Source organism: Halomonas sp. M4R1S46, assembly GCF_025725685.1.
Lineage (GTDB): Bacteria > Pseudomonadota > Gammaproteobacteria > Pseudomonadales > Halomonadaceae > Halomonas.
Genome location: NZ_CP107008.1, coordinates 504671 through 529467 on the forward strand (window position 1 = coordinate 504671; position 24797 = coordinate 529467).

General features: G+C 68.4%; 16 protein-coding genes. 13 read left to right on the top strand and 3 right to left on the bottom strand.

The features are described from left to right. Positions 1–146: 146 nt before the first annotated feature. Positions 147–2513 carry a primosomal protein N' gene (locus OCT48_RS02425; protein ID WP_263591164.1) on the bottom strand — a complete coding sequence of 789 codons (2367 nt, stop codon included), beginning with the start codon at positions 2511–2513 and terminating at the stop codon, positions 147–149. A 20-nt stretch (positions 2514–2533) separates the two neighbouring features. Here OCT48_RS02425 and rpmE point away from each other — a divergent pair, with 20 nt between their 5' ends. The 3 genes from rpmE (at position 2534) to OCT48_RS02440 (ending at position 6219) form a co-directional block, all read left to right on the top strand. Next, positions 2534–2746: a 50S ribosomal protein L31 gene (gene rpmE, locus OCT48_RS02430; protein WP_263591165.1), complete on the top strand. Its 213-nt coding sequence runs from the start codon at positions 2534–2536 to the stop codon at positions 2744–2746. Positions 2747–3288: 542 nt separating this feature from the next. Further along, the gene (ltrA, locus tag OCT48_RS02435; protein ID WP_263589980.1) at positions 3289–4677 is read left to right on the top strand and encodes a group II intron reverse transcriptase/maturase; all 1389 of its coding nucleotides are present in this window, start codon (positions 3289–3291) and stop codon (positions 4675–4677) included. Between the two features lie 270 nt (positions 4678–4947). Next, the gene (locus OCT48_RS02440) at positions 4948–6219 is read left to right on the top strand and encodes a malic enzyme-like NAD(P)-binding protein (RefSeq protein ID WP_263591166.1); all 1272 of its coding nucleotides are present in this window, start codon (positions 4948–4950) and stop codon (positions 6217–6219) included. A 62-nt stretch (positions 6220–6281) separates the two neighbouring features. On the opposite strand, the gene OCT48_RS02445 is transcribed toward OCT48_RS02440, so the two are convergent. After that, complete coding sequence (locus tag OCT48_RS02445; RefSeq protein WP_263591167.1) at positions 6282–7028, bottom strand: YdiY family protein; 747 nt, start codon at positions 7026–7028, stop codon at positions 6282–6284. Positions 7029–7114: 86 nt separating this feature from the next. Then, positions 7115–9640 (bottom strand): penicillin-binding protein 1A, encoded by a 2526-nt coding sequence (locus OCT48_RS02450; protein ID WP_263591168.1) that lies wholly within the window; start codon positions 9638–9640, stop codon positions 7115–7117. 256 nt (positions 9641–9896) lie between these two features. Between OCT48_RS02450 and OCT48_RS02455 the strand changes: the two genes are divergently transcribed. From OCT48_RS02455 to OCT48_RS02500, 10 genes are all read left to right on the top strand, one after another. Then, a complete protein-coding gene (locus OCT48_RS02455) occupies positions 9897–10958 on the top strand; it encodes a pilus assembly protein PilM (RefSeq protein ID WP_263591169.1) in 1062 nt (353 codons plus the stop codon). Then, entirely contained in the window at positions 10955–11515 is a 561-nt protein-coding gene (locus tag OCT48_RS02460) for a PilN domain-containing protein (protein WP_263591170.1), read from the top strand. Before OCT48_RS02455 ends, OCT48_RS02460 begins: the two co-directional genes overlap by 4 nt. Beyond that, positions 11512–12144, top strand: coding sequence for a type 4a pilus biogenesis protein PilO (locus OCT48_RS02465; protein WP_263591171.1), 633 nt, complete (start codon positions 11512–11514; stop codon positions 12142–12144). The genes OCT48_RS02460 and OCT48_RS02465 overlap by 4 nt, the downstream gene beginning before the upstream one ends. Then, a complete protein-coding gene (locus tag OCT48_RS02470) occupies positions 12141–12665 on the top strand; it encodes a pilus assembly protein PilP (RefSeq protein ID WP_263591172.1) in 525 nt (174 codons plus the stop codon). Before OCT48_RS02465 ends, OCT48_RS02470 begins: the two co-directional genes overlap by 4 nt. A 70-nt stretch (positions 12666–12735) precedes the next feature. Further along, positions 12736–14790 carry a type IV pilus secretin PilQ gene (gene pilQ, locus OCT48_RS02475; RefSeq protein ID WP_263592563.1) on the top strand — a complete coding sequence of 685 codons (2055 nt, stop codon included), beginning with the start codon at positions 12736–12738 and terminating at the stop codon, positions 14788–14790. Further along, positions 14790–15332, top strand: a complete 543-nt coding sequence (aroK, locus tag OCT48_RS02480; protein WP_263591173.1) for a shikimate kinase AroK — start codon at positions 14790–14792, stop codon at positions 15330–15332. The genes pilQ and aroK overlap by 1 nt, the downstream gene beginning before the upstream one ends. Positions 15333–15336: 4 nt before the next feature. Next, positions 15337–16443, top strand: coding sequence for a 3-dehydroquinate synthase (aroB, locus tag OCT48_RS02485; RefSeq protein ID WP_263591174.1), 1107 nt, complete (start codon positions 15337–15339; stop codon positions 16441–16443). A gap of 438 nt (positions 16444–16881) precedes the next feature. After that, positions 16882–21330, top strand: a complete 4449-nt coding sequence (gene gltB, locus OCT48_RS02490; protein ID WP_263591175.1) for a glutamate synthase large subunit — start codon at positions 16882–16884, stop codon at positions 21328–21330. 23 nt (positions 21331–21353) lie between these two features. Then, positions 21354–22772: an FAD-dependent oxidoreductase gene (locus OCT48_RS02495; RefSeq protein WP_263591176.1), complete on the top strand. Its 1419-nt coding sequence runs from the start codon at positions 21354–21356 to the stop codon at positions 22770–22772. A 364-nt stretch (positions 22773–23136) separates the two neighbouring features. After that, positions 23137–24792, top strand: a complete 1656-nt coding sequence (locus OCT48_RS02500; RefSeq protein ID WP_263591177.1) for a CTP synthase — start codon at positions 23137–23139, stop codon at positions 24790–24792. Positions 24793–24797 lie beyond the last annotated feature (5 nt).

The following is a 24797-nucleotide window of genomic DNA, read 5'->3' on the forward strand; positions in this document are numbered from 1 at the left end:
TGGGGTCGGGCTTTAAACCCTTGCCCGACCGGGCTGCGCCCGGAGCTCTAAGCTATAAGCCTGAAGCTGGAAAAAAACCTTGGCCCGTGTCTCGGAGGCGACACCTACTTTCCAGCTTCCAGCTTCCAGCTTCCAGCTTTCCGCTTTCAGCTGAGAGTCTGCGGATCGATATCCAGCGACCAGCGCACCCGCCGAGCCGCCGGTTCGGCCTCCAGCCAGGCGGCGAGCCAGGCGCCCGCCTCGTGGAGCCGGCTGCGCTTGTCGGCGCCGAGCATGACTTGCAGGTGGTAGCGGTTCTGGCGGCGTTCCATGGGCGCCGGCACCGGGCCCAGGCAGTCCACCGCCAGCCCGCGCTCGGCGAGGTACTCGCGCAGGGCGCCGGCGGCGCGGCCGCCGAGCTCGCTTGCCGCCTCCTCCCGGGGGCTCTCCAGGCGCAGCAGGGCCAGGTGGCGGAAGGGGGGCAGGGCCGCGGCGCGGCGCTCCGCCAGCAGCTGTTCGGCCAGGGCATCGTAGCCGCGGGCCGCCAGCAGGCGCAGGTTGGGGTCGTCGGCATGCAGGGTCTGCACCAGCACCCGGCCGGGATGGGCGGCGCGGCCGGCGCGGCCGGCCACCTGCTCGAGCAGCTGGGCGCTGTGTTCCAGGGCGCGGAAGTCGCTCGAGTAGAGGCCGGCATCGGCGTTGACCACCACCACCAGAGTGACGTGGGGCAGGTGGTGGCCCTTGGCCAGCATCTGGGTGCCCACCAGCAGGCAGGGCGCGCCGCGCCGCACCTCGGTCAGGGTCTGCTCCAGGGCGTCGCGGCGCCGGGTGCTGTCGCGGTCGATGCGATGGACGGGCGTCTCGGGGAAGCGCTCGGCCAGGGTCTCCTCGGTGCGTTCGGTGCCGCTGCCCAGGGGGCGCAGGTCGGCGCTGCCGCAGTCGGGGCAGGCGTCGGGCAGCGCCCGGCGGCGATCGCAGTGGTGGCAGGCCAGCAGCGGCGGCTGGCGGTGCAGGGTCATGCGCGCGTCGCAGTGGTCGCACTCGGCCATCCACCCGCAGGCATGGCAGGCCAGGGTCGGGGCGAAGCCGCGACGGTTGATGAACACCAGTACCTGATGGCCGGCGGCCAGCGTCGACGCGATGGCCTCCATGACCGGCGGGATCAGCCCGCCCCGGCGCGGGCGGCCGCGCAGGTCGACCAGCTCCAGGCGGGCCGGGGGGTGGCGGCTGGCGCGCTGGGTCAGCCGCAGGTGGCGATAGTCGCCGGCCAGGGCCCGTTGCAACGTCTCCAGCGACGGCGTGGCGCTGCCCAGCACCAGCGGGATGCCGTGGCGGTGGGCGCGAGCCACCGCCAGGTCCCGGGCGTGGTAGCGCAACCCTTCCTGCTGCTTGAAGGAACCGTCGTGCTCCTCGTCGACGATGATCGCCCCGGGGCGGGCCAGTGGCGTGAAGATCGCCGAGCGGGTGCCGATGACGATGGGCGCGCGGCCGCTGGCGGCGGCCTCCCAGGCGTCCAGGCGCTCATGGTCGGTGAGCCCGGAGTGCAGCGCGACCACCGGCACCCGGAAGCGGCTGCGAAAGCGCGCCAGGGTCTGCGGCGTGAGGCCGATCTCCGGCACCAGCACCAGGGCCTGGCGCCCCCGGCCCACCACGGCCTCGATCAGCTGCAGGTAGACCTCGGTCTTGCCGCTGCCGGTGACCCCGTGCAGCAGGCAGGGGTGGAAGGCATCGAGGCGCTCGTGCAGCCCGGCCAGGGCGGTGGCCTGCTCCCGCTGGAGCGGCAGGGCCGGCTCGGCCAGCAGCGGCTCCGCCTGGCCGGTCGACGTGGCGGTCCGTGGCTCCTCGAGGCGCTCGACCAGCCCCTTGTCGACCAGCGCCTTGAGCTGGTCGCGGCTGAACGACTGGGCGAGCACGGCCTGGGTGACCAGGCCGTGGGGATGCTGACGCAGCATGGCCAACAGCTCGGCCTGGCGTGGGGCCCGGGCCAGGCCGGGCGGTGCCTCCCCCTCGGCCAGGGCCGTCACCCGCCAGCGTTCCCGGGTGCGGGCCTCAAGGGCCCGTCCCTGGCGCAGCAGGGCGGGCAGCGCCTGATGCAGGGTGTCCCCGGGGGCGTGCTGGTAGTAGCGGGCGGTGAACCGGCACAGCCACAGCCAGTCCTCGGGCAGCGGGGCGTCGTCGAGGCAGGCGTCGACGGGCTTGAGGGTGGCCAGCGGCAGGGCGCTGTCGTCGCGGCACTCGAGGACCACCCCGACCACCTGGCGCCGCCCGAACGGCACCCGTACCCGCAGGCCGGGCTGCCAGCCACCGGCCGGCGTCTCGCCGCCGGGGCGGTAGTCGAACAGGCGGCGCAGTGGCGAGGGGATGGCGACGCCCAGCACGCGGGGGGCGGGCCGGGGGGATGATTCGGACAATTGGCCTCCGGGGACGGCTCTGCTAGAATGCGTCGCCCCGCACCCTCCAGGGGGCGCGGGTGACCGGTTCGAACGTTCCGACAACCCGTATGCGGTGCCTGGCAGCGGATCAGGTGGCGGCATACCGCTCAACGAGGCTCAAGATGAAACAAGGTATCCACCCGGATTACAAGACGGTCAGCGCGACCTGCTCCTGCGGCGCCACCTTCGAAGTGGGCTCCACCGCCAGCCAGGACCTGTCCCTGGACGTCTGCTCGCAGTGCCACCCCTTCTATACCGGCAAGCAGAAGCAGGCGACCACCGGTGGCCGCGTCGAGCGCTTCAACAAGCGTTTCGGTGCCGCGCTCAAGCGCTGATGCGTCGTTCGGCGCCGCAACGCCGAGCGCGTCGACATCGATGAAGAAACCCGCCTTTTCGGCGGGTTTCTTTTTTGGTGTGCGCCAGGCATGGCGCGCAGCGCCTGACTGGCGCTGTTCCCGAGGGTGGTGCCTCGGGATGACTTGGGGGTGAAAGTCCCCTGCACGCCCGGCAAGGGGAAGTGCTAGCCGACGGCAAGGGTGTCTCCCGCGAGGGGGAATCTGAAGGCAGCTCGAGGCAAAACGCTGGCCTGACGAACAGGAAGCGGATATGAGGCGTCATGGCGGGGTGAGATGGCATCAATCATCAAAGCCCAGTACTTGCACGGAACGCCATGACGTAAATCCGACAGGCATAAGCGGGAAGGTCGCGCGTCTTACCCTGGGAGGTCTGGTGGTCTGCCACGGTGCTACCGGCGTCGAGAGGCGGCGGGATGGGCCACCAGACGTCAGCAGAGGCCATAGTAAGTGCCGGTTCACCGCGGCACCAAGGGCCGAACATGAAGAACCGCGAGTAGGCGATGACGTCTCGAGGATCGATCATGAAGACAGAAAGCGGCGCTGATACCGCCACCCACCCAGAGGGGCAGGGGCAGCACCCCGAGTCTCGGCCGGTGGGCGTCGAGACGGTCCCGGCGTCGTCATCGTGGACGAAAGCGGAGCCCGCCCCGCTCATGGAGGCCGTGGTAGAGAAGGCTAACATGGCGCGGGCTTACCGGAGGGTGGTCGCCAACAAAGGCGCGCCGGGTGCCGATGGCATGACGGTGGAGCAGTTGGCTGACCACCTGAAACAGCACTGGCCGACGCTGCGCGAGCGGCTGCTGGCCGGTGAGTACCACCCCAGCCCAGTCCGAGCCGTCGAGATCCCCAAGTCCAAGGGCGGGACACGACAGCTCGGCATCCCCACGGTCACCGACCGGCTGATCCAGCAGGCGCTGCTGCAGGTGCTGACGCCGCTCTTCGATCCGAGCTTCTCCGCATCGAGCTACGGCTACCGCCCCAAACGCAGCGCCCAGCAGGCTGTCGCGGCGATGAAGACCCATGTCACGGCCGGCCACCGCTGGGTGGTCGACCTCGACCTGGAAGCCTTCTTCGACCGAGTGAACCACGACCTGCTGATGGCGCGGGTCGCGCGCCGCGTCCGCGACAAGCGGGTGTTGCGCCTGATCCGTCGTTATCTGGAAGCCGGTCTGTTCCAGGACTGCCAGGCCGCGTCACGCCGGCAGGGAACGCCCCAGGGCGGACCGCTCAGCCCGCTGCTGGCCAACATCCTGCTGGATGACGTGGACAAGGAACTGGAGCGCCGCGGTCACCGCTTCTGCCGCTACGCCGACGATATGCAGGTGTATGTCAGGAGTCGGCGAGCGGGCGAGCGCGTCATGGCCAGCCTGAGTGATTTTCTCGAGAGCTCGCTCAGGCTGACGGTCAATCGTGACAAGAGTGCGGTGGAGCGGCCTTGGAACCGGGGGTATCTGGGCTACACGCTGACCCGGCACAAGCTGCCGAAGCTGACGCTGGCCAAGGCCAGCCTGCCACGCTTGATGCAGCGTGTCCGCGAGATCCTCAAGCGTGGCAGGGGACGCCATATTCGGCGCGTCACGAGGGAGTTGGCCCCCGTCCTGCGGGGCTGGGCCAGTTACTTCAGTCTCGTCGATGTGAAGCGCCCGCTGGAAGCGCTGGATGGGTGGATACGCCGCCGGTTACGCGACGTGGTCTGGCGGCAATGGAAACGCCCGCGGACCCGGCGCCGTAAGCTTCTGGCACTGGGTCTGGACGACTATCGGGCGTGGAAGTCAGCCGGGAATGGGCGAGGCCCCTGGTGGAATGCCGGTGCTTCGCACATGAATCAGGCCCTGCCACGGAAGTGGTTCGATCGGCTGGGCCTGATCTCGGTACTCGATACGGTAAGAGGGCTTAGCCGTTCTTCGTGAACCGCCGTGGTACGGAACCGTATGCCCGGTGGTGTGAGAGGACGGGGGAGGCGACTCCCCTTCCTACTCGATCGGAAGGGGACTAAGGTTAACCAATAAGGGATTGTTTATGGTGAGGGGTGGAAGTATAGATTTCGCCAAATAGAAGGGATTGTCGCCAAACGCGCGATGTCTCGACGGGAAATCGGGGGAAAGCGCTTCAAGTTGAGAAATGGAATTTTTTTTTATATTCTGGATGGCCTCAACACCACTGTGGACCGGATCCTGAGCATGACAGACGCGAAGAGACAGGCGGCGCTGGACTATCACGCGAAACCCATTCCCGGGAAGCTCTCGGTGGAGCTGACCAAGCCCACCGCCACGGCCCGGGACCTCGCCCTGGCCTACAGCCCGGGCGTGGCCGAGCCGGTTCGCGAGATCGCCCGTGACCCGGAAAACGCCTATCTCTATACCGGCAAGGGCAACCTGGTCGCGGTCATCTCCGACGGCAGCGCCATCCTCGGCCTGGGCAACCTGGGCGCCCTGGCCAGCAAGCCGGTGATGGAAGGCAAGGGCGTGCTCTTCAAGTGCTTTGCCGGCATCAACTCCATCGACCTGGAGGTCAATGCCGAGAGTCCCCAGGCCTTCATCGACACCGTGGCCCGCATCGCCGACACCTGGGGGGGCATCAACCTCGAGGACATCAAGGCGCCGGAATGCTTCGAGATCGAGCGCGCCCTGGTCGAGCAGTGCAACATCCCGGTGTTCCACGATGACCAGCACGGCACGGCCATCGTTACCGCCGCCGGCATGCTCAACGCCCTGGATATCGCCGGCAAGTCGCTGAAGAGCGCCCGGATCGTCTGCCTGGGCGCCGGGGCGGCGGCCATCGCCTGCATGAAGCTGCTGGTTTCCTGCGGGGCCCGGGCCGAGAACCTGGTGATGCTCGACCGCAAGGGCGTGATCCACAGCGGTCGCGAGGATCTCAACCAATACAAGGCCATGTTCGCCGTCGAGACGGACAAGCGGACCCTGGATGACGCCATCGACGGGGCCGATGTCTTCGTCGGGCTTTCCGGCCCCGGGCTGATGACCGCCGAGCATATCCGCAAGATGGCCCCGAACCCGGTGGTCTTCGCCTGCACCAACCCGGACCCGGAGATCCATCCCGACCTGGCCCGGGAGGCCCGGTCGGACGTGATCATGGCCACGGGGCGCTCGGACTACCCCAACCAGGTCAACAACGTCCTGGGCTTCCCGTTCATCTTCCGGGGGGCCCTGGACGTGCGGGCCACCCGCATCAACGAGGAGATGAAGGTGGCGGCGGTGCATGCCCTCAAGGACCTGGCGCGGGAGCCGGTCCCCCAGGCGGTGCTGGATGCCTACGACATGGAGAGCATGACCTTCGGGCGCGACTACATCATCCCCACGCCGGTGGACGTGCGGCTGCTGGAGCGGGTGCCCTCGGCCGTGGCCCAGGCGGCGGTGGACTCCGGCGTGGCGCGCAAGCCCTATCCCTCCCACTATCCCCTCAAGACGGTGGAGGATGTCTACGGCGGCTGACGCCGGAGACCCGTCCTTGACACGACGACGCCGGCCCTCGAGCCGGCGTCGTCGTGTCTGGCCTACCAGTCGAAGAGCAGCGAGGCGCTGGTGGTGAGATCGGTGCGGGCCGTGGCGCTCTCGGGGGGGCGGGAGTTGTGCTCGATCTCGTGGGACAGCTTGAGCGCCAGGTGGTCGTTGAGGCGTGCCGTCAGCGACGTCAGGGAGCGTGAGGTGGTGTTGTCGTCGGTGGCCTCGACCGACAGCTCCTGGCTGACGCTCGCGGTGTCGGAGAATGTCCAGCGGTAGTCCATGGCGCCGTAGAGCACGGCGAGCCGCTCGTTCCGGGCGTCGCGTACGCTGTCGAGGCGATAGCCGGGGCCGGCCTCCAGGGACAGCGACTGGTCGTCGCTGTCGAGGAGTTGCCGGCCGTAGCCGGCGATGGTGGTGATCTGGTAGTCGTAGCCGCTGAAGCGGTCCTTGTCCCAGCGGGCGAAGCCGAACAGGTAGTGCGGGCCCTCGATATCGTAGCGTTCCCGCATGGCCACCAGGTACTGCTCGGCGCTGGTCTCGTCGTCCTGGGTCACGTGGCGGACCTCGCCGCGCAGGCTGTGGGTCAGCGGGCCGGTCAGCCAGATGAGGCGCCCCTTGGCGATCAGGGTCTGGCTGTCGGTGTTGCCGGCCAGGTGGGTGAAGCCGAGCTCGGTCTCGCCGCTCCAGGGCGGGGCATCCGCCTTCGGCGCGGGCGGCGCGTAGAAGGGGGAGGCGAGGGCGTTGCCGGCCGTGGCCAGCAGCCCCAGGGCGATGGCGGGAAGGCGCCTGAGACGCATGGCTGTGTCTCGCTGTCGTTCGTGATGTCGGCGTAGCGGGGCGCGGACGAGGCGCCCCGTGGGTCGCCTCGTCCGCCGGGGCCGGTTCAGAAGATGGCCTCGTAGGCGGCGGTCCCCTGGGAGCCGCTTTCCTGTTCCACCGCCTGGTCGACCCGTCGCGGCTGGTAGCTGGGGAGATGATCGGCGCGGAACAGCTCCTCGATGCCGCCGGCCTGGTCGTCGTGCAGCAGGCGACCGGTGTCCGGGTCGACCCGGCGGGTGACGACGTTCTCCGGCCGTTCGGGGAGCGCCTCCGGACGGCCGTCCAGCGCGTGGCCCATGAAGTCGACCCAGATCGGCAGGGCGGCCTGGGAGCCGTACTCGGCGGTGGAGGTGTTGTCGTCCATGCCGACCCAGACGGTGGTCGCCAGGTCGGTGTTGAAGCCGGCGAACCAGGCGTCGCGCTGGTCGTTGGTGGTGCCCGTCTTGCCGACGATGTCGGAGCGCTCCAGCGCCAGGGCACGGCGGGCGGTGCCGTGTTCGACCACGTCGCGCAGCATGTCGCGCAGCAGGTAGACCGCGGCCGGCTCGGCGACCCGGGGCGCGACCCGGTAGGTCTCGCCGTCACGCTCCACGGTGGTCTGGTTCTCGGAGCACTCCCGGCAGGCCACCATGGGGTCGGCCTCTTCCACCAGGACCTGCTCCTCGCCACGGGTCACTCGCTGGATCAGCCAGGGTTCGATGGCGAAGCCGCCGTTGGCCAGCACCGCATAGCCGCGGGTCATCTCCAGGGGGGTCAGGCTGGTGCTGCCCAGCGCCAGTGCCAGGCCGTGGGGCAGGCGTTCGGGATCGAAGCCGAAATCCTCGAGGAAGCCGATGGTGCGCTCCAGGCCCAGGGTCTGGAGCAGGCGAATGGTCACCAGGTTGCGCGACCGGGCCAGGCCGACGCGCAGACGGGTCGGGCCGAGGAAGTCGCCGCTGGAGTTGTTGGGGCGCCACAGCTCGTTGCTGCCATCCTCCATCACCACCGGGGCGTCGTTGATCACGCTGGCCGGGTTGATCTCGCCGCTGTTCAGGCCGGCCAGGTAGATGAAGGGCTTGAAGATGGAGCCGGCCTGACGGCGCGCCTGGGTCGCACGGTTGAACTTGCTGGCGTCGAAGTCGAAGCCGGCCTGCAGGGCCAGGATGGCGCCGGTCTCGGGGTCCATCACCACCAGCGAGCCCTGGGCCTGGGGTTGCTGCGAGAGGCGCCAGCTGCCGTCCTCGCGCTGAAGGATGCGCACCAGGTCGCCGGGGCTGGCGATCTCGGCGGCGGTGTCCGGTGCCGCCCCCCGGCTGCGGGCGCTGCGGTAGGGGCGAGCCCACTCCAGCCCCTCCCAGTCCAGGCTCCTGACCTCGCCGCCGCGGGCCAGCACGCGCATCTCGCGCCCCTCGCTCTCCACCACGATGGCCGGCTCCAGGGGGCCGAGCACCGGCGTGCGTTCCAGTACCTGCAGCCAGTTGCTGACGTCGCCGTCGATGCCCTCGACCTCGCTCTGGCTGCGCTCGGCGGCGCGTCGTGCGGTGGCCATCACCTCGGGGGACTCGGCGAGCTCCTCCTCGAGCCCCTCGCGGTCGGTGCGCTCCTGGGCCTCGGCCAGACTGCGGGGGATGTCGGTCTGTTCCGGGCCGCGCCAGCCGTGGCGGGTGTCGTAGGCGATCAGGCCCTCGGCCAGGGCGCGGCGCGCCTGCGGCTGCAACTCGCTGTCCAGGGTGGTGTAGAGGTGATAGCCGCCGGTGTAGGCGTCGTCGAAGCGCTCGACGGCGAACTGGCGGGCCATCTCGGCCACGTAGTCGGCCTGGACCTCGGCCTGGGTGATGTGACGGCGCGCGGTGATCGGGGCCTGGACCGCCTCGTCGTAGGCCGGCTGGTCGATGAAGCCGAGCTCGCGCATGCGGAACAGGATCCAGTTGCGGCGAATCAGTGCGCGCTCGGCGTTGGCCAGCGGGTTGAGGGCGGAGGGCGCCTTGGGCAGGCCGGCGATCATCGCCTGCTCGGCCAGGGTCAGCTCGTCCATCGGACGGTCGTAGTAGACCTCGGCCGCCGCGGCGATGCCGTAGGCGCGATGGCCCAGGAAGATCTTGTTGACGTAGAGCTCGAGGATCTCCTCCTTGCTGAGGATCTGTTCCATCTGCAGCGCCAGCAGGATCTCGCGGACCTTGCGGGTGTAGGTGCGGTCCAGCGTCAGCAGGTAGTTGCGGGCCACCTGCATGGTGATGGTCGAGCCGCCCGACTGGATGTCGCCGCCGCTGGCCGCCAGTTCCACGGCGGCACGGGCCAGGCCCTTGGGATCGACGCCACGGTGATCGAAGTAGCCGGCGTCCTCGGCCGCGAGCAGGGCCTGCACCATCTCCTCGGGAATCTCGTCGAACTCGACCGGCAGGCGCCGCTCCTCGCCGAACTCGCCGATCAGCTTGCCGTCCTGGGTGAAGATGCGCAGTGGCGTCTGCAGCTCGAAGTCCTGCAGCTGACGGACATCCGGCAATCCCGGAGCGAAATAGAGGGCGGCGCCGATCACGGCCAGCAGCGTGGCGGCAGAGAGCGATGCCAGCAGCCACAGGGCCGAGAGAGCCAGTTTTCTGATGAACGTCATGAAAAGGCGGTATCCATGCTGAGAACGGGAACGATGACGGGACGCGGAGCGGGTCTCGGGACGCGCCGGCCATTATAGGAACCCGGCCCGGTGACCACCAGCGTTGACGCTTTGCGACACCCGAGTCGTGTGAGATTTGGAAGTTTCATGTAACCTCGGATTACAGGTCCTGGCCTGCTGGTACCTTCATCCAGTGGTGAAGTGGGGCATTATAACGAGCGGCTCGCCGCCAGGTTCAGTCGGGGGCATGATCTAGATGCGATTCGGGGCATCCGGTAAAGGGCTTATCGGGGTCGATATCACCTCGGCCACCGTCAAGCTCATCGAACTCAAGCGGGTCGGGGCCGGCTATCAGGTCGAGAGCTATGCCGTCCGCCCGTTGCGGGAAGGGGCCGTCGTCGAGCGGCGGATCCGCGACATGGGCGAGGTGGTCGATGCCCTCAAGCGTGCGGTGGATCATGCCCGGCCCTCCAGCACACGGGCGTCGGCGGCGGTGCCGGCCAGCGCCGCGATCACCAAGACCCTCACCTTACCCGCCTCCCTTGCCGATGACGAGATCGAGGCGCGGATCCAGCTCGATTCCGACAAGCATATCCCCTTTCCGTTCAGCGAGGTGGCCTTCGACTTCCAGCGCCTGGGGCTCAATTCCCGCTATGGCGACCAGCAGGACGTGCTGCTGGTCGCCTGTCGCAACCAGGACGTCGGTCAGCTGACCGAGGCGCTGCGCCAGGCCGGCCTGACGCCGGCCGCCGTGGACGTGGAAACCTTCGCCATGGAGCGGGCCGTGACCGAGCTGGGGTCACGGCTGCCGCCGGCGGCCGGCCAGGAGGACTGTGTGGCCCTGGTGGATATCGGCGCCAACATGAACGCCTTCCATGTGCTGCGCAACGGGCGCATCACCTACAGCCGGGACACCGTCTTCGGCGGCCGGGCCCTCACCGAGGAGATCCGCGACCGCTACGGCCTGAGCCTGGAAGAGGCCGGGCTGGCCAAGAAGCGCGGCGGCCTGCCGGAGGACTATCAGCACAGCGTCCTGGATCCCTTTCTCGATACCCTGGTGCAACAGGTCGGTCGCTCGCTGCAGCTCTACTATACCGCCGGGCGTAAGCACGAGGTGCGCCGCATGATCCTGGCCGGCGGGACCGGCGTGCTGCCTGGCCTGGCGGATCGCCTCGCCGAGGAGAGCGGCATGGAGGTGGTGATCGCCAACCCCTTCCGGCGCATGAAAGTGAATCCGCGGATCGATGTCCAGACCCTGGCCGGAGATGCCCCGGCCATGCTGACGGCCTGCGGCCTGGCGATGAGGGGGCGCTCATGACCATCGAGATCAACCTGCTGCCCTGGCGCGAGGAACAGCGCCAGACCCGCAGCAAGCGATTCTACATGGCGCTGCTGCTGGTCGGCCTGGTAGGGCTGGGGGCCGGCTACGGCATGACCTGGCACTACGAGCAGGAGCTGGAGGCCCAGCGGGAACGCCATGCGCTGATCCGTGAGCGGACCGTCGCGCTGGATCGCGATATCCGGGCGGTCAGCGAGTACGAGCAGCAGATCGCCACCCTCAAGCGCCGCATCGAGGTCTTCCAGCGGCTCCAGGCCGAGCGGCCGCAGACCGTGCATGTCTTCAATGCGCTGGCCGAGAGCCTCGAGCCGGGGGTCCATTACGCGAGTCTCGCCCGCCAGGGCGATTCGCTGCAGCTCAGCGGCCTGGCGGAGGACAATCGGCGGGTCTCCGACCAGCTGCGCGCGCTCGAGGCCTCACCGGTCTTCGATGTGCCGGTGCTGTCCGAGGTGGAGTCCGCCGAGGACAACCGACGCTTCAACCTGAGCGTCAACCAGCACATGCCGGGGGCGGCGGTGAAGGAGGTGGCGAAATGAACCTGTCCACGGAATTCCGGCGCCTGCGTGACCTCGACTGGGGCGAGCTGGACATCAAGGAGTCCGGCGGCTGGCCCTTCCTGCTGCAGCTGATCTGCTGCGTGCTGGTGCTGGGCCTGACCTTCGCCGGCATGTACTGGTACCTGGCGGCGCCCAAGGCCGAAGAGCTCAAGCAGGCGCGACAGGAGGAGCAGCAGCTGCTGCGGGATTTCCGCAGCAAGGCGGCCCAGGCGGCGAACCTGCCGGCCCTGCGCGAGCAGGTCGAGGAGCTGGATGGCCGCCTGGCGACCCTGGTGGCGATGCTGCCCAGCGGGCCGGAGATTCCGTCGCTGATCGACGACATCAGCGAGACGGCCATCGACAACCAACTGACCATCGACTTCATTCGACTGCGCAGCCCGGTGAGCCAGGAGTTCTATGTCGAGCGACCCTTCGACATCCGCGTGCGCGGCGACTACCACCGCATCGGCTCCTTCATCGCGGGTGTCGCGGATCTGCCACGCATCGTCACGCAGCACGACTTCCAGCTCGAGCCGACGGACAACAACCGGCTGGAGCTGTCGATGCTGGCCCGGACCTACAGCTATCAGCCGCCGGAGGCGTCGCCCGAGGAGGAGGGGTCGCAATGAGGAACTGGTTGTGCATGGGGGGCGTGCTGTCCCTGGCGGTCGTCCTGAGTGCCTGCAGCGATCCCGATCTCACCGGGCTCGAGCGGGAGCTCGCCAAGTTGCGTGGCGACCCGGGGGCGCTGACCCTCGAGCCGCTGCCGCCGATGCCGGTCTATCGTTCGGTGGACTATCGCTTCGCCGACGCCCGCAGTCCCTTCCAGGCACGCCTGCCCGAGAGCCGCGAGCTGCCGGTCGCGGATGCCGACCTGGCGCCGGACACCTCGCGTCCCCGGGATCCCCTCGAGGCCTACAGCCTCGACGACCTGGCCCTGGTGGGGACGCTGATGGTGGGCGGGCAGCCTTCCGCCCTGGTCAGGGCGCCGAACGGCAACGTGCATCGCCTGCGGGTCGGGGATCACATGGGCTCGGATTTCGGGCGCATCGTGGGGATCACCCAGGCCTCGGTGCAACTGGTGGAGATCGTGCCCACCGGCCGGGGGGGGTGGATCGAGCGCAGCACGCTGCTGACGCTGGATGGCTAGATAATAACGCGCCGCCCCGACAGGGACGGATGAGCGGTACGCAGCAGGGGAGAGGGGAACCATGAAACCGATGACACGCGCGCTCGCGGCGCTGGCCATGCTGGCGATACCCACCGCCGCCATGGCCGCCTCCACGCTCACCAACCTCGATTTCCGTCAGGGAGCCGGCGGAGCCCTCGAGGTGGATCTCGACTTCAGCGGGCCGGTGCCCGAGGTGCGGGGCTACCGCCTCGACGATCCCCCCCGGCTGACCATCGACCTGATGGAGACGTCCAGCGGCCTGGAGCGTCGTCGCCAGGAGCTGGGGATCGGCGGCGTCGAACGGGTCACCGCCCTGGAGGCCGGCTCCCGGACCCGGCTGGTCTTCGATCTCGCCGGGCCGCTGCCCTACGACACCGAGCAGCGGGGCGATCGGTTGCGGCTGTCCATCGGCGGCGGGGTCGCCGCGGCGGCCCCGACGAGCTCTGCCTCCACGGCGTCCGCGCCCACCCGCGATGCGGCCGGGCCGAGCATCCAGGATATCGATTTCCGGCGCGGCGACGAGGGCGCCGGACGCCTGGTGGTCACCTTCGACCGCGCGGGCGTCGACGCCCGGGTCCGCGAGAGCGGCCGCTCCAATATCGTGGCCCGTCTGGAGGGCGTGAGCTTGCCGGCCTCCCTGAACCAGGTGTATGACGTCAGTGACTTCGGCACGCCCCTCAGGCGGATCACCCCCCGGGTCGGCGGCGACGGCGTGACCCTGGAGATCGAGGGCAGCGGCGACTTCGCCATGCTCTCCACCCAGACCGGGCGTCAGCTGACCATCTCGGCCCAGCCGGTCACCCCGGCGGAGCGCGAGCAGCAGGTGCGCGAGCAGTTCCCCTACACCGGCGAGCGCATCACCCTCAACTTCCAGAACATCGAGGTGCGCTCGGTGCTGGCGATCATCGCCGACTTCACCGGCCTCAATCTGGTGGCCAGCGACAGCGTCACCGGCCGCGTCACCCTCAACCTCGAGGATGTGCCCTGGGATCAGGCCCTCGACCTGGTGCTGAAGAGCCATGGCCTGGCCAGCCGCCAGGAAGGCAACGTCATCGTGGTGGCGCCGGCCGCGGAGCTGGCCCAGCTCGAGCGCCAGGAGCTGGAGGCCCAGGAACAGCTCGAGACCCTGGCGCCGCTCGAGACCGAGTACATCCAGGTCAAGTACGCCAAGGCCGGGGACCTGGCGGCGCTGCTGCGCAGCGACACCGGCTTCGGGCTGCTCACCGAGCGGGGACGGGTCGCGGTGGACGTGCGCACCAACACCCTGCTGGTGCAGGACACCGCCGAGCAGATCGATGCCATCATCCAGACCCTGGAGCAGCTGGACGTGGCGGTGCGCCAGGTGCAGATCGAGGCGCGGATCGTCATCGCCCGGGACAGCGCCACCCGAGAGCTGGGGGTGAACTGGGGGCTTTCTCGTCCAGGGGGGAGTCGAATCGATGTGGATGGCGCGGCCACTAATCCCGGTCAAACGTTTTTTGACCCTGTCGCAGATGAGCTGGTGTACCGGGATCGCGGTGGTCTGGCCGTCGATCTCGCCGGGGACCGTAACCCGGCCTCTTCCTTCGCCTTCGGCTATCTGTCGGGGGATATCCTGCTCGACCTGGAGCTGCGGGCGCTGGAGAGCGAGGGCAAGAGCCAGACCATCTCCCAGCCGCGGGTGATCACCGCCAACCAGAGCACGGCGGTGATCAAGCAGGGCACCGAGATCCCCTATCAGGAGGCTGCTTCCAGCGGGGCCACCAACATCGAGTTCAAGGAGGCCGTGCTGTCCCTGGAGGTGACGCCGCAGATCACCCCGGACAACCGGATCATCATGGACCTGGTGATCAACAACGACACCGTGGGCGAACTGTTCGGCGGCGTGCCCTCCATCGACACCAACGAGATCACCACCCAGGTGCTGGTGGACAACGGCCAGACCGTGGTGCTGGGCGGGATTCTCACCACCGAGCAGGTGCGCAGCCTGTTCAAGACGCCGTTCCTGGGCGACCTGCCGGTGCTCGGAAACCTCTTCCGGCATACCGAGAACACGAATGATAAGGTAGAGTTGCTGGTATTCATCACGCCCCGAATACTGGATGACAACCTGGCGATTCGCTGATGCCGGCACTACCCAACCTGATATTGATCGGTCCCATGGGGGCTGGAAAGAGCACCATCGGCCGCCTCCTGGCGGCCGAGCTGTCGCGTGAGTTCCTCGACAGCGACCACGAGATCCAGGCCCGCTGCGGCGCCGACATCCCGTGGATCTTCGACGTGGAGGGCGAGGCGGGCTTCCGCGACCGCGAGACGCAGATGATCCGCGAGCTGGCCCGGCTCGAGAACGTGGTCATCGCCACCGGTGGCGGTGCCGTGCTGCGCGAGGAGAATCGGCGTGTGCTGCGCGACTGCGGCACCGTCGTCTACCTCTACACCACCGTGGAACAGCAACTGCGGCGGACCGCCAAGGATCGCAACCGTCCGCTGCTGCAGCGCGATGACCGCGAGCAGGTGCTGCGCGAGATGTTCGTCAAGCGGGACCCGCTGTACCGGGCCACGGCCGACATCATCGTGCGAACCGACCGCCGCGGCCCCCGGGCCGTGGTCAACGAGATCGTGCGCCGCGTCCAGCGGTTGATCGACCCCCTCCAGTGCAAGGCCTGAGACCATGACACAACCGGACGATGCCCTGAGCACCCTGCGGGTGGCCCTGGGCGAGCGCAGCTATCCCATCCACATCGGCCCGGGGCTGCTGGGTGATCCCCGCTGGCTGGGGCCCCACCTGGCCGGTCGGCAGGTGATGGTGGTGACCAACGAGACCGTGGCGCCCCTCTACCTGTCGCGCTTGAGGCAGGGTCTCGACGACGACCTCGATGTGCGCGAGCTGGTGCTGCCGGACGGTGAGGCCACCAAGACCCTGGCCAGCGTCGAGCGCATCTGGGATGCCCTGCTCGAGGCGGGCTTCAACCGCCGCTGCACCCTGGTGGCCCTGGGCGGCGGCGTGATCGGTGACATGGTCGGCTTCGCCGCGGCCTGCTACCAGCGCGGCGTGGCCTTCCTCCAGGTGCCGACCACCCTGCTGTCCCAGGTGGACTCCTCGGTGGGCGGCAAGACCGGGGTCAACCATCCGCGGGGCAAGAACATGATCGGCGCCTTCTGGCAGCCCCGGGCGGTGCTGATCGATACCGACACCCTGACGACGCTGCCGTCCCGGGAGCTGTCCGCCGGCCTCGCCGAGGTGATCAAGTATGGCCTGATCCGCGACGCGGGCTTCCTGGAGTGGCTGGAAGCACACATGGCGGCACTGCGCGGGCTCGACGCCACGGCCTTGACCCGAGCGATCGAGCGCAGCTGCAGCCTCAAGGCCGAGATCGTCGCCGAGGACGAGACCGAGCAGGGGGTGAGGGCGCTGCTCAACCTGGGTCACACCTTCGGCCACGCCATCGAGACGCACCAGGGCTATGGACGCTGGCTGCACGGCGAGGCCGTCGGCACCGGCATGCTGATGGCCGCCGAGCTCTCGCAGCGGCTGGGGTGGCTCGATGCGTCGGACGTGGCGCGGACCCGGGCGATCCTCGCGGCGGCGGACCTGCCCCTGGCGGCACCCGCCGACATGACCCCGGAGGACTTCCTGGCGATCATGCGCCTCGACAAGAAGAACCTCGACGACCGGCTGCGGCTGATCCTGCTCAAGCGCCTGGGCGAGGCCTGTGTCCACGACCAGACCCCTGCCGGGCGCCTGGCCTCCCTGCTCGAGGCCTTTCCCCGCCGTTGATCCGTGCCGCCCCGTCCCGTATCGACGCCCGCCGTTCCGGCGGGCGTCGTCGTTTCCGGGCCCCGGCACGGCCGATGCGCGGGGTGGGTTTAATCAATTCGCATGCCTTATGCAGCATCGGTATGGGGAGTCGGCGGCATATTAGACTAAAGTCTAGTGCGTGTCGGGCGGGCGCGAAACGCCCGTTTTGAGGGTGCGCAACTCGTTGAGTTGCCGGGGTTTTTTTCTTTTTATCGATCGCAAGTCACGGATTTGTCGATGGTTTTGGGGCGCGGGGCAGGGAAGAGGCGTTGCGTGGTGCGGGCCTGGCTGGCTATGCTGTCCAACCTTTTGCCATGCAGTCTCGATGCCTCGAAATCGGCATTATGAAGAAAGAAAAACTTTATAACGTATCACAAGAAACTGCATAAAAACACCCTTATCACCTGAGGCACGCCCATGAACAGAGGTCTTCACCAACCCGGCGAGTTTCGTGACAACTGCGGGTTCGGCCTGATCGCCCACATGGAGGGGCAGGCCAGCCACGATCTGCTGCAGACCGCCATCGAATCGCTGACCTGCATGACCCACCGCGGCGGTATCGCCGCCGACGGCAAGACGGGCGACGGCTGCGGCCTGCTGCTGAAGATGCCCGACGGCTTCATGCGCGAGATCGCCAAGGAGTCTCTCGGGGTCGAGCTCGGCGAGCGCTTCGCCGTGGGCACCATCTTCCTGCCCGACGACGATGCCCGGGAAGCCCGGGGGCGCGAGGTCCTGGAGAAGCAGGTCGAGGCCCATGGCCTGACGGTGCTGGGCTGGCGCGAGGTGCCGGTGGATGCCAGCGTCTGCGGTCCCATGGCGCTGGACTGCCTGCCGCGGATCCGCCAGCTGTTCGTCGAGCCCGGTGAAGCGGCAAGCGACACCTTCGATGTCGACCTGTTCATGGCGCGCCGCCGGGCCGAGCAGGCCATGCGCGATGACGAGGACTTCTACGTCTGCTCGCTGTCTGCCGAGGTCGTCTCCTACAAGGGGCTGGTGATGCCGGTGGACCTGCCGGCCTTCTACCGGGACCTGGGCGATGCACGCCTGGAAACCGCGATCTGCGTCTTCCACCAGCGCTTCTCCACCAATACCGCGCCGCGCTGGCCGCTGGCTCAGCCGTTCCGCCTGCTGGCCCACAACGGCGAGATCAACACCATCGAGGCCAACCGTGGCTGGGCGAACTCCCGCAAGGAGAACTTCGTCAACGAACGGCTGCCCGACATCGCCGAGCTCGACGAGATCGTCAACACCACCGGCTCCGACTCCTCGAGCATGGACAACATGCTGGAAGTCCTGCTCACCGGCGGCATGGACCTGCATCGCGCGGTGCGCATGATGGTGCCGCCGGCCTGGCAGAACGTCGAGATCATGGACGGCGACCTGCGGGCCTTCTACGAGTACAACTCCATGCACGTGGAGCCGTGGGACGGCCCGGCCGGGGTGGTCATGACCGATGGCCGCCAGGCGCTGTGCATGCTCGACCGCAACGGCCTGCGTCCGGCGCGCTGGGTGATCACCAGGAACGGCTACATCACCCTGGCCTCCGAGATCGGCACCTACGACTATCGGCCCGAGGACGTGGTCGCCAAGGGGCGGGTCGGCCCCGGCCAGATCCTGGCCGTGGACACCGAGACCGGCGAGGTGCTGCACACCGCCGACATCGACGAGCGGCTCAAGTCCGCCTACCCGTACAAGCGCTGGCTCAAGCAGGAAGCCAACTACCTCGAGTCGGCGCTCACCGAGCTGGCGCGTTTCCAGAACATGGATGCCGAGGCGCTGGCCGTGCAGCAGAAGATGTTCCAGGTCAGCTTCGAGGAGCGCGACCAGGTGCTGCGGCCGCTGGCCGAGAGCGGCCAGGAGGCGGTGGGCTCGATGGGCGACGACACGCCCATGGCGGTGCTCTCCGGCAAGCATCGGCTGCTGACCGACTACTTCCGCCAGAAGTTCGCCCAGGTCACCAACCCGGCCATCGATCCGCTGCGCGAGGCGATCGTGATGTCGCTGGAGGCCTGTATCGGTGCCGAGCGCAACGTCTTCAAGGCGACCCCGGAGCATGCCCATCGCATCATCCTGACCACGCCGGTGCTGTCGCCGCGCAAGTTCACCGCCCTGGTCACCCACGAGGACCCGGCCTTCGCCAGCCACACCCTGACGCTGGGCTACGACCCCGAATCGGTCGGCCTCAAGGCCGCCCTCCAGGCGCTGTGTCGTGAGGCCGAGCAGGCCGCCCACGACGGCAAGGTGATCCTGGTGCTCTCCGACGCCGAGCTTCGGAAGGGCCAACTGCCGATCCATGCCGCCCTGGCCGTGGGGGCCGTGCACCATCACCTGGGGCGCCTGGCCCTGCGCCCGCGGGTCAACATCGTGGTGGAGACCGGCTATGCCCGCGACGCCCACCAGATGGCGGTACTGTTCGGCGTGGGCGCCACCGCGGTCTATCCCTGGCTGGCCTACCAGGTCATGGCCGACATGCACCGCACAGGCGAACTGGTCGGCAATCCGGCCGATGCCCGGGAGAACTACCGCAAGGGGCTGCAGAAGGGGCTGTTCAAGATCCTCTCCAAGATGGGCATCTCGACGCTCGCCTCCTACCGCGGCTCGCAGCTGTTCGAGGCCGTGGGGCTGGCCTCCGAGGTCATGGAGCTGTGCTTCACCGGCATGGCCTCGCGCATCGAGGGCACCGGGTTCGCCGAGCTGCAGCTGCAGCAGGAGCTGCTGGCCAAGGACGCCTGGAAGCCGCGCAAGAGCATCTCCCATGGCGGCCTGATGAAATACGTGCACGGCCACGAGTACCACGCCTACAACCCGGATGTGGTCAAGGCCCTGCAGGAGGCCGTGCAGGAGGGCGACTACGCCAAGTGGAAGACGTTCGCGGCGCTGGTCAACGACCGTGACCCGGCCACCATCCGCGACCTGCTCAGGCTCAAGCCGGCCGAGACGGCACTGCCGCTTTCCGAGGTGGAGCCGGTGGAGAGCCTGCTGCCGCGCTTCGACAGCGCCGGCATGTCGCTGGGCGCGCTGTCGCCGGAGGCCCACGAGGCCCTGGCCCAGGCCATGAACGAGGCCGGCGGGCGCTCGAACTCCGGCGAGGGCGGCGAGGACCCGGTCCGCTACGGCACCATCCGCAGCTCCAAGATCAAGCAGATCGCCTCCGGCCGCTTCGGCGTCACCCCGGCCTACCTGGCCAACGCCGAGGTGCTGCAGATCAAGGTGGCCCAGGGCGCCAAGCCCGGCGAGGGCGGCCAGCTACCCGGCGGCAAGGTCAACGAGCTGATCGCCCGGCTGCGCTACTCGGTGCCCGGCGTGACCCTGATCTCGCCGCCGCCGCACCACGACATCTATTCCATCGAGGACCTGGCCCAGCTGATCTTCGACCTCAAGCAGGTCAACCCGGACGCCCAGGTCTCGGTGAAGCTGGTCTCCGAGCCCGGCATCGGCACCATCGCCACCGGCGTGGCCAAGGCCTATGCCGACCTGATCACCGTCTCGGGCTATGACGGCGGCACCGCGGCCAGCCCGCTGACCTCGATCAAGCATGCCGGCAGCCCCTGGGAGCTGGGCCTGCCCGAGGTCCACCAGGCGCTGCGCATCAACGGCCTGCGCGACAAGATCCGCCTGCAGACCGACGGCGGCCTGAAGACCGGCCTCGACGTGATCAAGGCGGCGATCCTCGGCGCCGAGAGCTTCGGCTTCGGCACCGCGCCGATGGTCGCGCTGGGCTGCAAGTACCTGCGCATCTGCCACCTCAACAACTGCGCCACCGGCGTGGCCACCCAGCACCAGTACCTGCGCGACGAGCATTTCCGCGGCACCGTGGACATGGTCAAGCACTACTTCCGCTTCATCGCCGAGGAGGTGCGCGAGCTGATGGCCCTGCTGGGTGTGCGCCAGCTCACCGACCTGATCGGGCGCACCGACCTGCTCGAGGCGATCGAGGGGGTGACGCCCTCCCAGCGCAGGCTCGACCTGTCGCCGCTGATGACCAACGACTTCGTGCCGGCCGAGGCGCCGCAGTTCTGCCGCGTCAGCCGCAACGTGCCGCATGACCCGGGTGCCAAGAACCAGGAGGTGCTCGAGGCGCTCAAGGCGGCCATCGAGGACAGGTCAGGCGGCGAGTTCGAGTTCGCCATCACCAACTGCGACCGCTCCGTCGGCGCCCTGGCCTCCGGCGTGATCGCCAAGCGCTACGGCGAGGCGGGCCTCGAGGAGGCGCCGGTCACCGCCCGCTTCCGCGGCGTGGCCGGCCAGAGCTTCGGTGTGTGGAACGCCCGTGGCCTGAACCTCTACCTGGAAGGCGATGCCAACGACTACGTCGGCAAGGGCATGAACGGCGGCAAGGTGGTGATCGTGCCGCCCCGCGAGAGTCGCTTCGAGAGCCACAAGACGGCGATCGTCGGCAACACCTGCCTGTACGGCGCCACCGGCGGCAAGCTGTTCGCCGCGGGGACCGCCGGTGAGCGCTTCGGGGTGCGCAACTCCGGTGCCCATGCGGTGATCGAGGGGGCCGGGGATCACTGCTGCGAGTACATGACCGGCGGCCTGATCACGGTGCTTGGCGAGACCGGCGTCAACTTCGGCGCGGGCATGACCGGCGGCTTCGCCTACGTGCTCGATGAGGACCGCACCTTCGTCGACAAGTACAACCATGAACTGGTGGAGATCCACCGCATCAACACCGAGGCCATGGAGGCCCATCGGCGACACCTGAGGGAGGTGATCGAGGAGTTCGTCGCGGAGACCGGCTCGCAGCGCGGCCGCGACATCCTCGAGGACTTCAGCGACTTCGTCCGCCACTTCTGGCTGGTGAAGCCCAAGGCGGCGAGCCTCGCCAGCCTGCTGGAAGAATCCCGTCGGCGTCCCGAGTAAGCCCGCAGAGAGGAGCACAGAACATGGCCAACCGTTTGAGCAACGATTTCCAGTTCATCGACGTGGGTCGCCAGGACCCCGAGAAGAAGCCGGCCCGTACCCGGGCCCGCCAGTTCGCCGAGATCTACGAGCCGTACAACCCCCAGGAGGCGGCCAGCCAGGCACACCGCTGCCTGCACTGCGGCAATCCCTACTGCGAGTGGAAGTGCCCGGTCCACAACTACATCCCCAACTGGCTGCAGCTGGTCAGCGAGGGCAACATCCTGGAGGCCGCCGAGCTCTCCCACCGCACCAACTCGCTGCCCGAGGTGTGCGGCCGGGTCTGCCCCCAGGATCGCCTCTGCGAGGGCGACTGCACCCTCAATGACGGCTTCGGGGCGGTGACCATCGGCTCGGTGGAGAAGTACATCACCGACACCGCCTTCGCCATGGGCTGGCGCCCGGACATGTCCGGCGTCACCTGGACCGACAGGCGCGTGGCGATCATCGGCGCCGGCCCGGCGGGGCTCGGCTGCGCCGACATCCTGGTGCGCAACGGCGTCAAGCCGGTGGTGTTCGACAAGTACCCCGAGATCGGCGGCCTGCTGACCTTCGGCATCCCCGAGTTCAAGCTCGAGAAGACCGTGATGGAGCGACGCCGGGCGGTGTTCGAGGAGATGGGCGTGGAGTTCTGCCTGGGCGTGGAGATCGGCCGCGACATGTCCTTCGACACGCTGCTCGAGGAGTACGACGCGGTGTTCCTCGGCATGGGCACCTACAAGTACATGGAGGGCGGCTTCCCCGGCGAGGACCTGCCCGGCGTGCACAAGGCGCTCGACTACCTGATCGCCAACGTCAACCACTGCCTGGGCTTCGAGAAGGACCCGGCGGACTACGTCTCCCTCGAGGGCAAGCGGGTCGTGGTGCTGGGCGGCGGCGACACCGCCATGGACTGCAACCGCACCGCCATCCGCCAGGGTGCCGCGGCGGTGACCTGCGCCTACCGGCGCGACGAGGAGAACATGCCCGGGTCGCGCAAGGAGGTGGCCAACGCCCGCGAGGAGGGCGTCGAGTTCCTGTTCAACCGCCAGCCCGTGGCGGTGGTCGGCGAGGACGGCGTCGAGGGGGTCAAGGTGGTGCGCACGCGCCTCGGCGAGCCCGACGAGAACGGCCGCCAGCGTCCCGAGGTGGTGCCGGGCTCCGAGGAGGTGGTGCCCGCCGATGCCGTGGTCATCGCCTTCGGCTTCCAGCCGAGCCCGGCGCCCTGGTTCGAGACCGTGGGCATCGAGGTCGACGAGCGCGGCCGGGTCACGGCGCCGGAGCATGGCGCCCACGCCTTCCAGACCACCAACGAGAAGATCTTCGCCGGTGGTGACATGGTGCGCGGCTCCGACCTGGTGGTCACCGCGGTCTACGAGGGACGCCAGGCCGGCGAGGGCATCCTCGACTATCTGGAGGTGTAAGCCGCGGGCGATGGGCTTCGGGCCACGCGCGAGACGCTTCGTGTCAGTCGCGAGCCACGGGCTGCGAGGCTCGAGGCTCGAATCCGATAACGCGGCTTTTCCGGCGACAGGTCTACGAGGGGGCGCTGTGAACCCCTCCTTGGGCGCTACTTTTGCCATCCATGGCAAAAGACCCCCTCTACGACCTGTCCCCGGCGCCGCTCGCCTCATCGGCCCGCTTACCGGGTGTCCGCAGTGGGGGTGCACTATTCCGCTTGGGCGCTGGGCGCCCAAATTGAGCCATTGGTCGTATTCTGCTACGCTGTCGTCCCATCCTGGCGCGGCTTCCTGCCGGGCCTACCGATCACGTTTCGACAGGTTCTCCATGACACGATATATCTTCGTGACCGGCGGCGTTGTGTCCTCTCTCGGCAAGGGCATCGCGTCGGCATCGCTGGCGGCGATTCTCGAGGCCCGCGGCCTCAAGGTCACCATGCTCAAGCTCGATCCCTACATCAACGTGGATCCGGGCACCATGAGCCCCTTCCAGCACGGCGAGGTGTTCGTCACCGAGGATGGCGCCGAGACCGACCTGGACCTCGGCCACTACGAGCGCTTCATTCGCACGAAGATGAGCCAGGCCAACAACTTCACCACCGGCCGGGTCTACGAGCACGTGCTGCGCAAGGAGCGCCGCGGCGACTACCTGGGCGGTACCGTGCAGGTGATCCCGCACATCACCGACGAGATCAAGCGACGCGTCTACGAGGGCGGCAAGGGCGCTGACGTGGCCCTGGTCGAGATCGGCGGCACCGTGGGCGACATCGAGTCGCTGCCCTTCCTCGAGTCGATCCGCCAGATCCGCAGCGAGCTGGGCGCGAGTCGTGCCATCTTTATGCACCTCACCCTGGTGCCCTATATCAAGACCGCCGGCGAGACCAAGACCAAGCCGACCCAGCACAGCGTCAAGGAGCTGCGCTCCATCGGTATCCAGCCGGACATCCTGATCTGTCGCAGCGAGGTGGAGCTGGAGGAAACCGAGCGGCGCAAGATCGCGCTGTTCACCAACGTCGAGGAGCGAGCGGTCATTCCGCTGCAGGACGCCGACACCATCTACCGTATCCCGCTGATGCTCCACGAGCACGGCCTGGACGAGATCGTCTGCGACAAGCTGCGCCTGGAAGCCGAGGAGGCCGACCTGGCCGAGTGGGTTCGCGTGCTCGATGCCAAGCTCAACCCGCTCAAGTCGATCAACATCGCCATGGTCGGCAAGTACATGGAGCTGCTCGACGCCTACAAGTCGCTCAACGAGGCGCTGGTGCACGCCGGCATCCAGAGCCGGGTGAAGGTCAACATCGACTATATCGACTCCGAGGACATCGAGCGCCACGGCCCGGAACGCCTGGCCGGCAAGGACGCCATCCTGGTACCCGGTGGCTTCGGCGAGCGCGGCGTGGAGGGCAAGATCGCCACGGCCCGCTTCGCCCGGGAGAACAAGATCCCCTACCTGGGCATCTGCCTGGGGATGCAGGTGGCGGTCATCGAGTTCGCCCGCCACAAGGCCGGCTGGAGCGACGCCAACTCCACCGAGTTCACCCACGACACCCAGCACCCGGTGGTCGGCCTGATCACCGAGTGGATCAATCCGGAAGGCAAGATCGAGTTGCGCGACGAGGCCTCCGACCTCGGCGGCACCATGCGCCTGGGGGGCCAGGTCTGTCGCCTGGCGCCGGGCTCCAGGGCCCGCGAGGCCTACGGCGACGACGAGATCGTCGAGCGCCACCGCCACCGCTTCGAGGTCAACAACCAGTTCGTCGAGGGCCTGGAGAAGGCCGGCCTGGTGGTCTCCGGACGCAGCGTCGACAACTCCCTGGTGGAAATGGTGGAACTGGCCGACCACCCCTGGTACGTGGCCTGCCAGTTCCACCCGGAGTTCACCTCGACCCCCCGTGACGGCCACCCGCTGTTCACCGGCTTCGTCAACGCGGCCCTGGAGCACAAGGCGGTGCGCACCCGTGCCCAGACCGCCCCGCAGGAGTAAGGTCG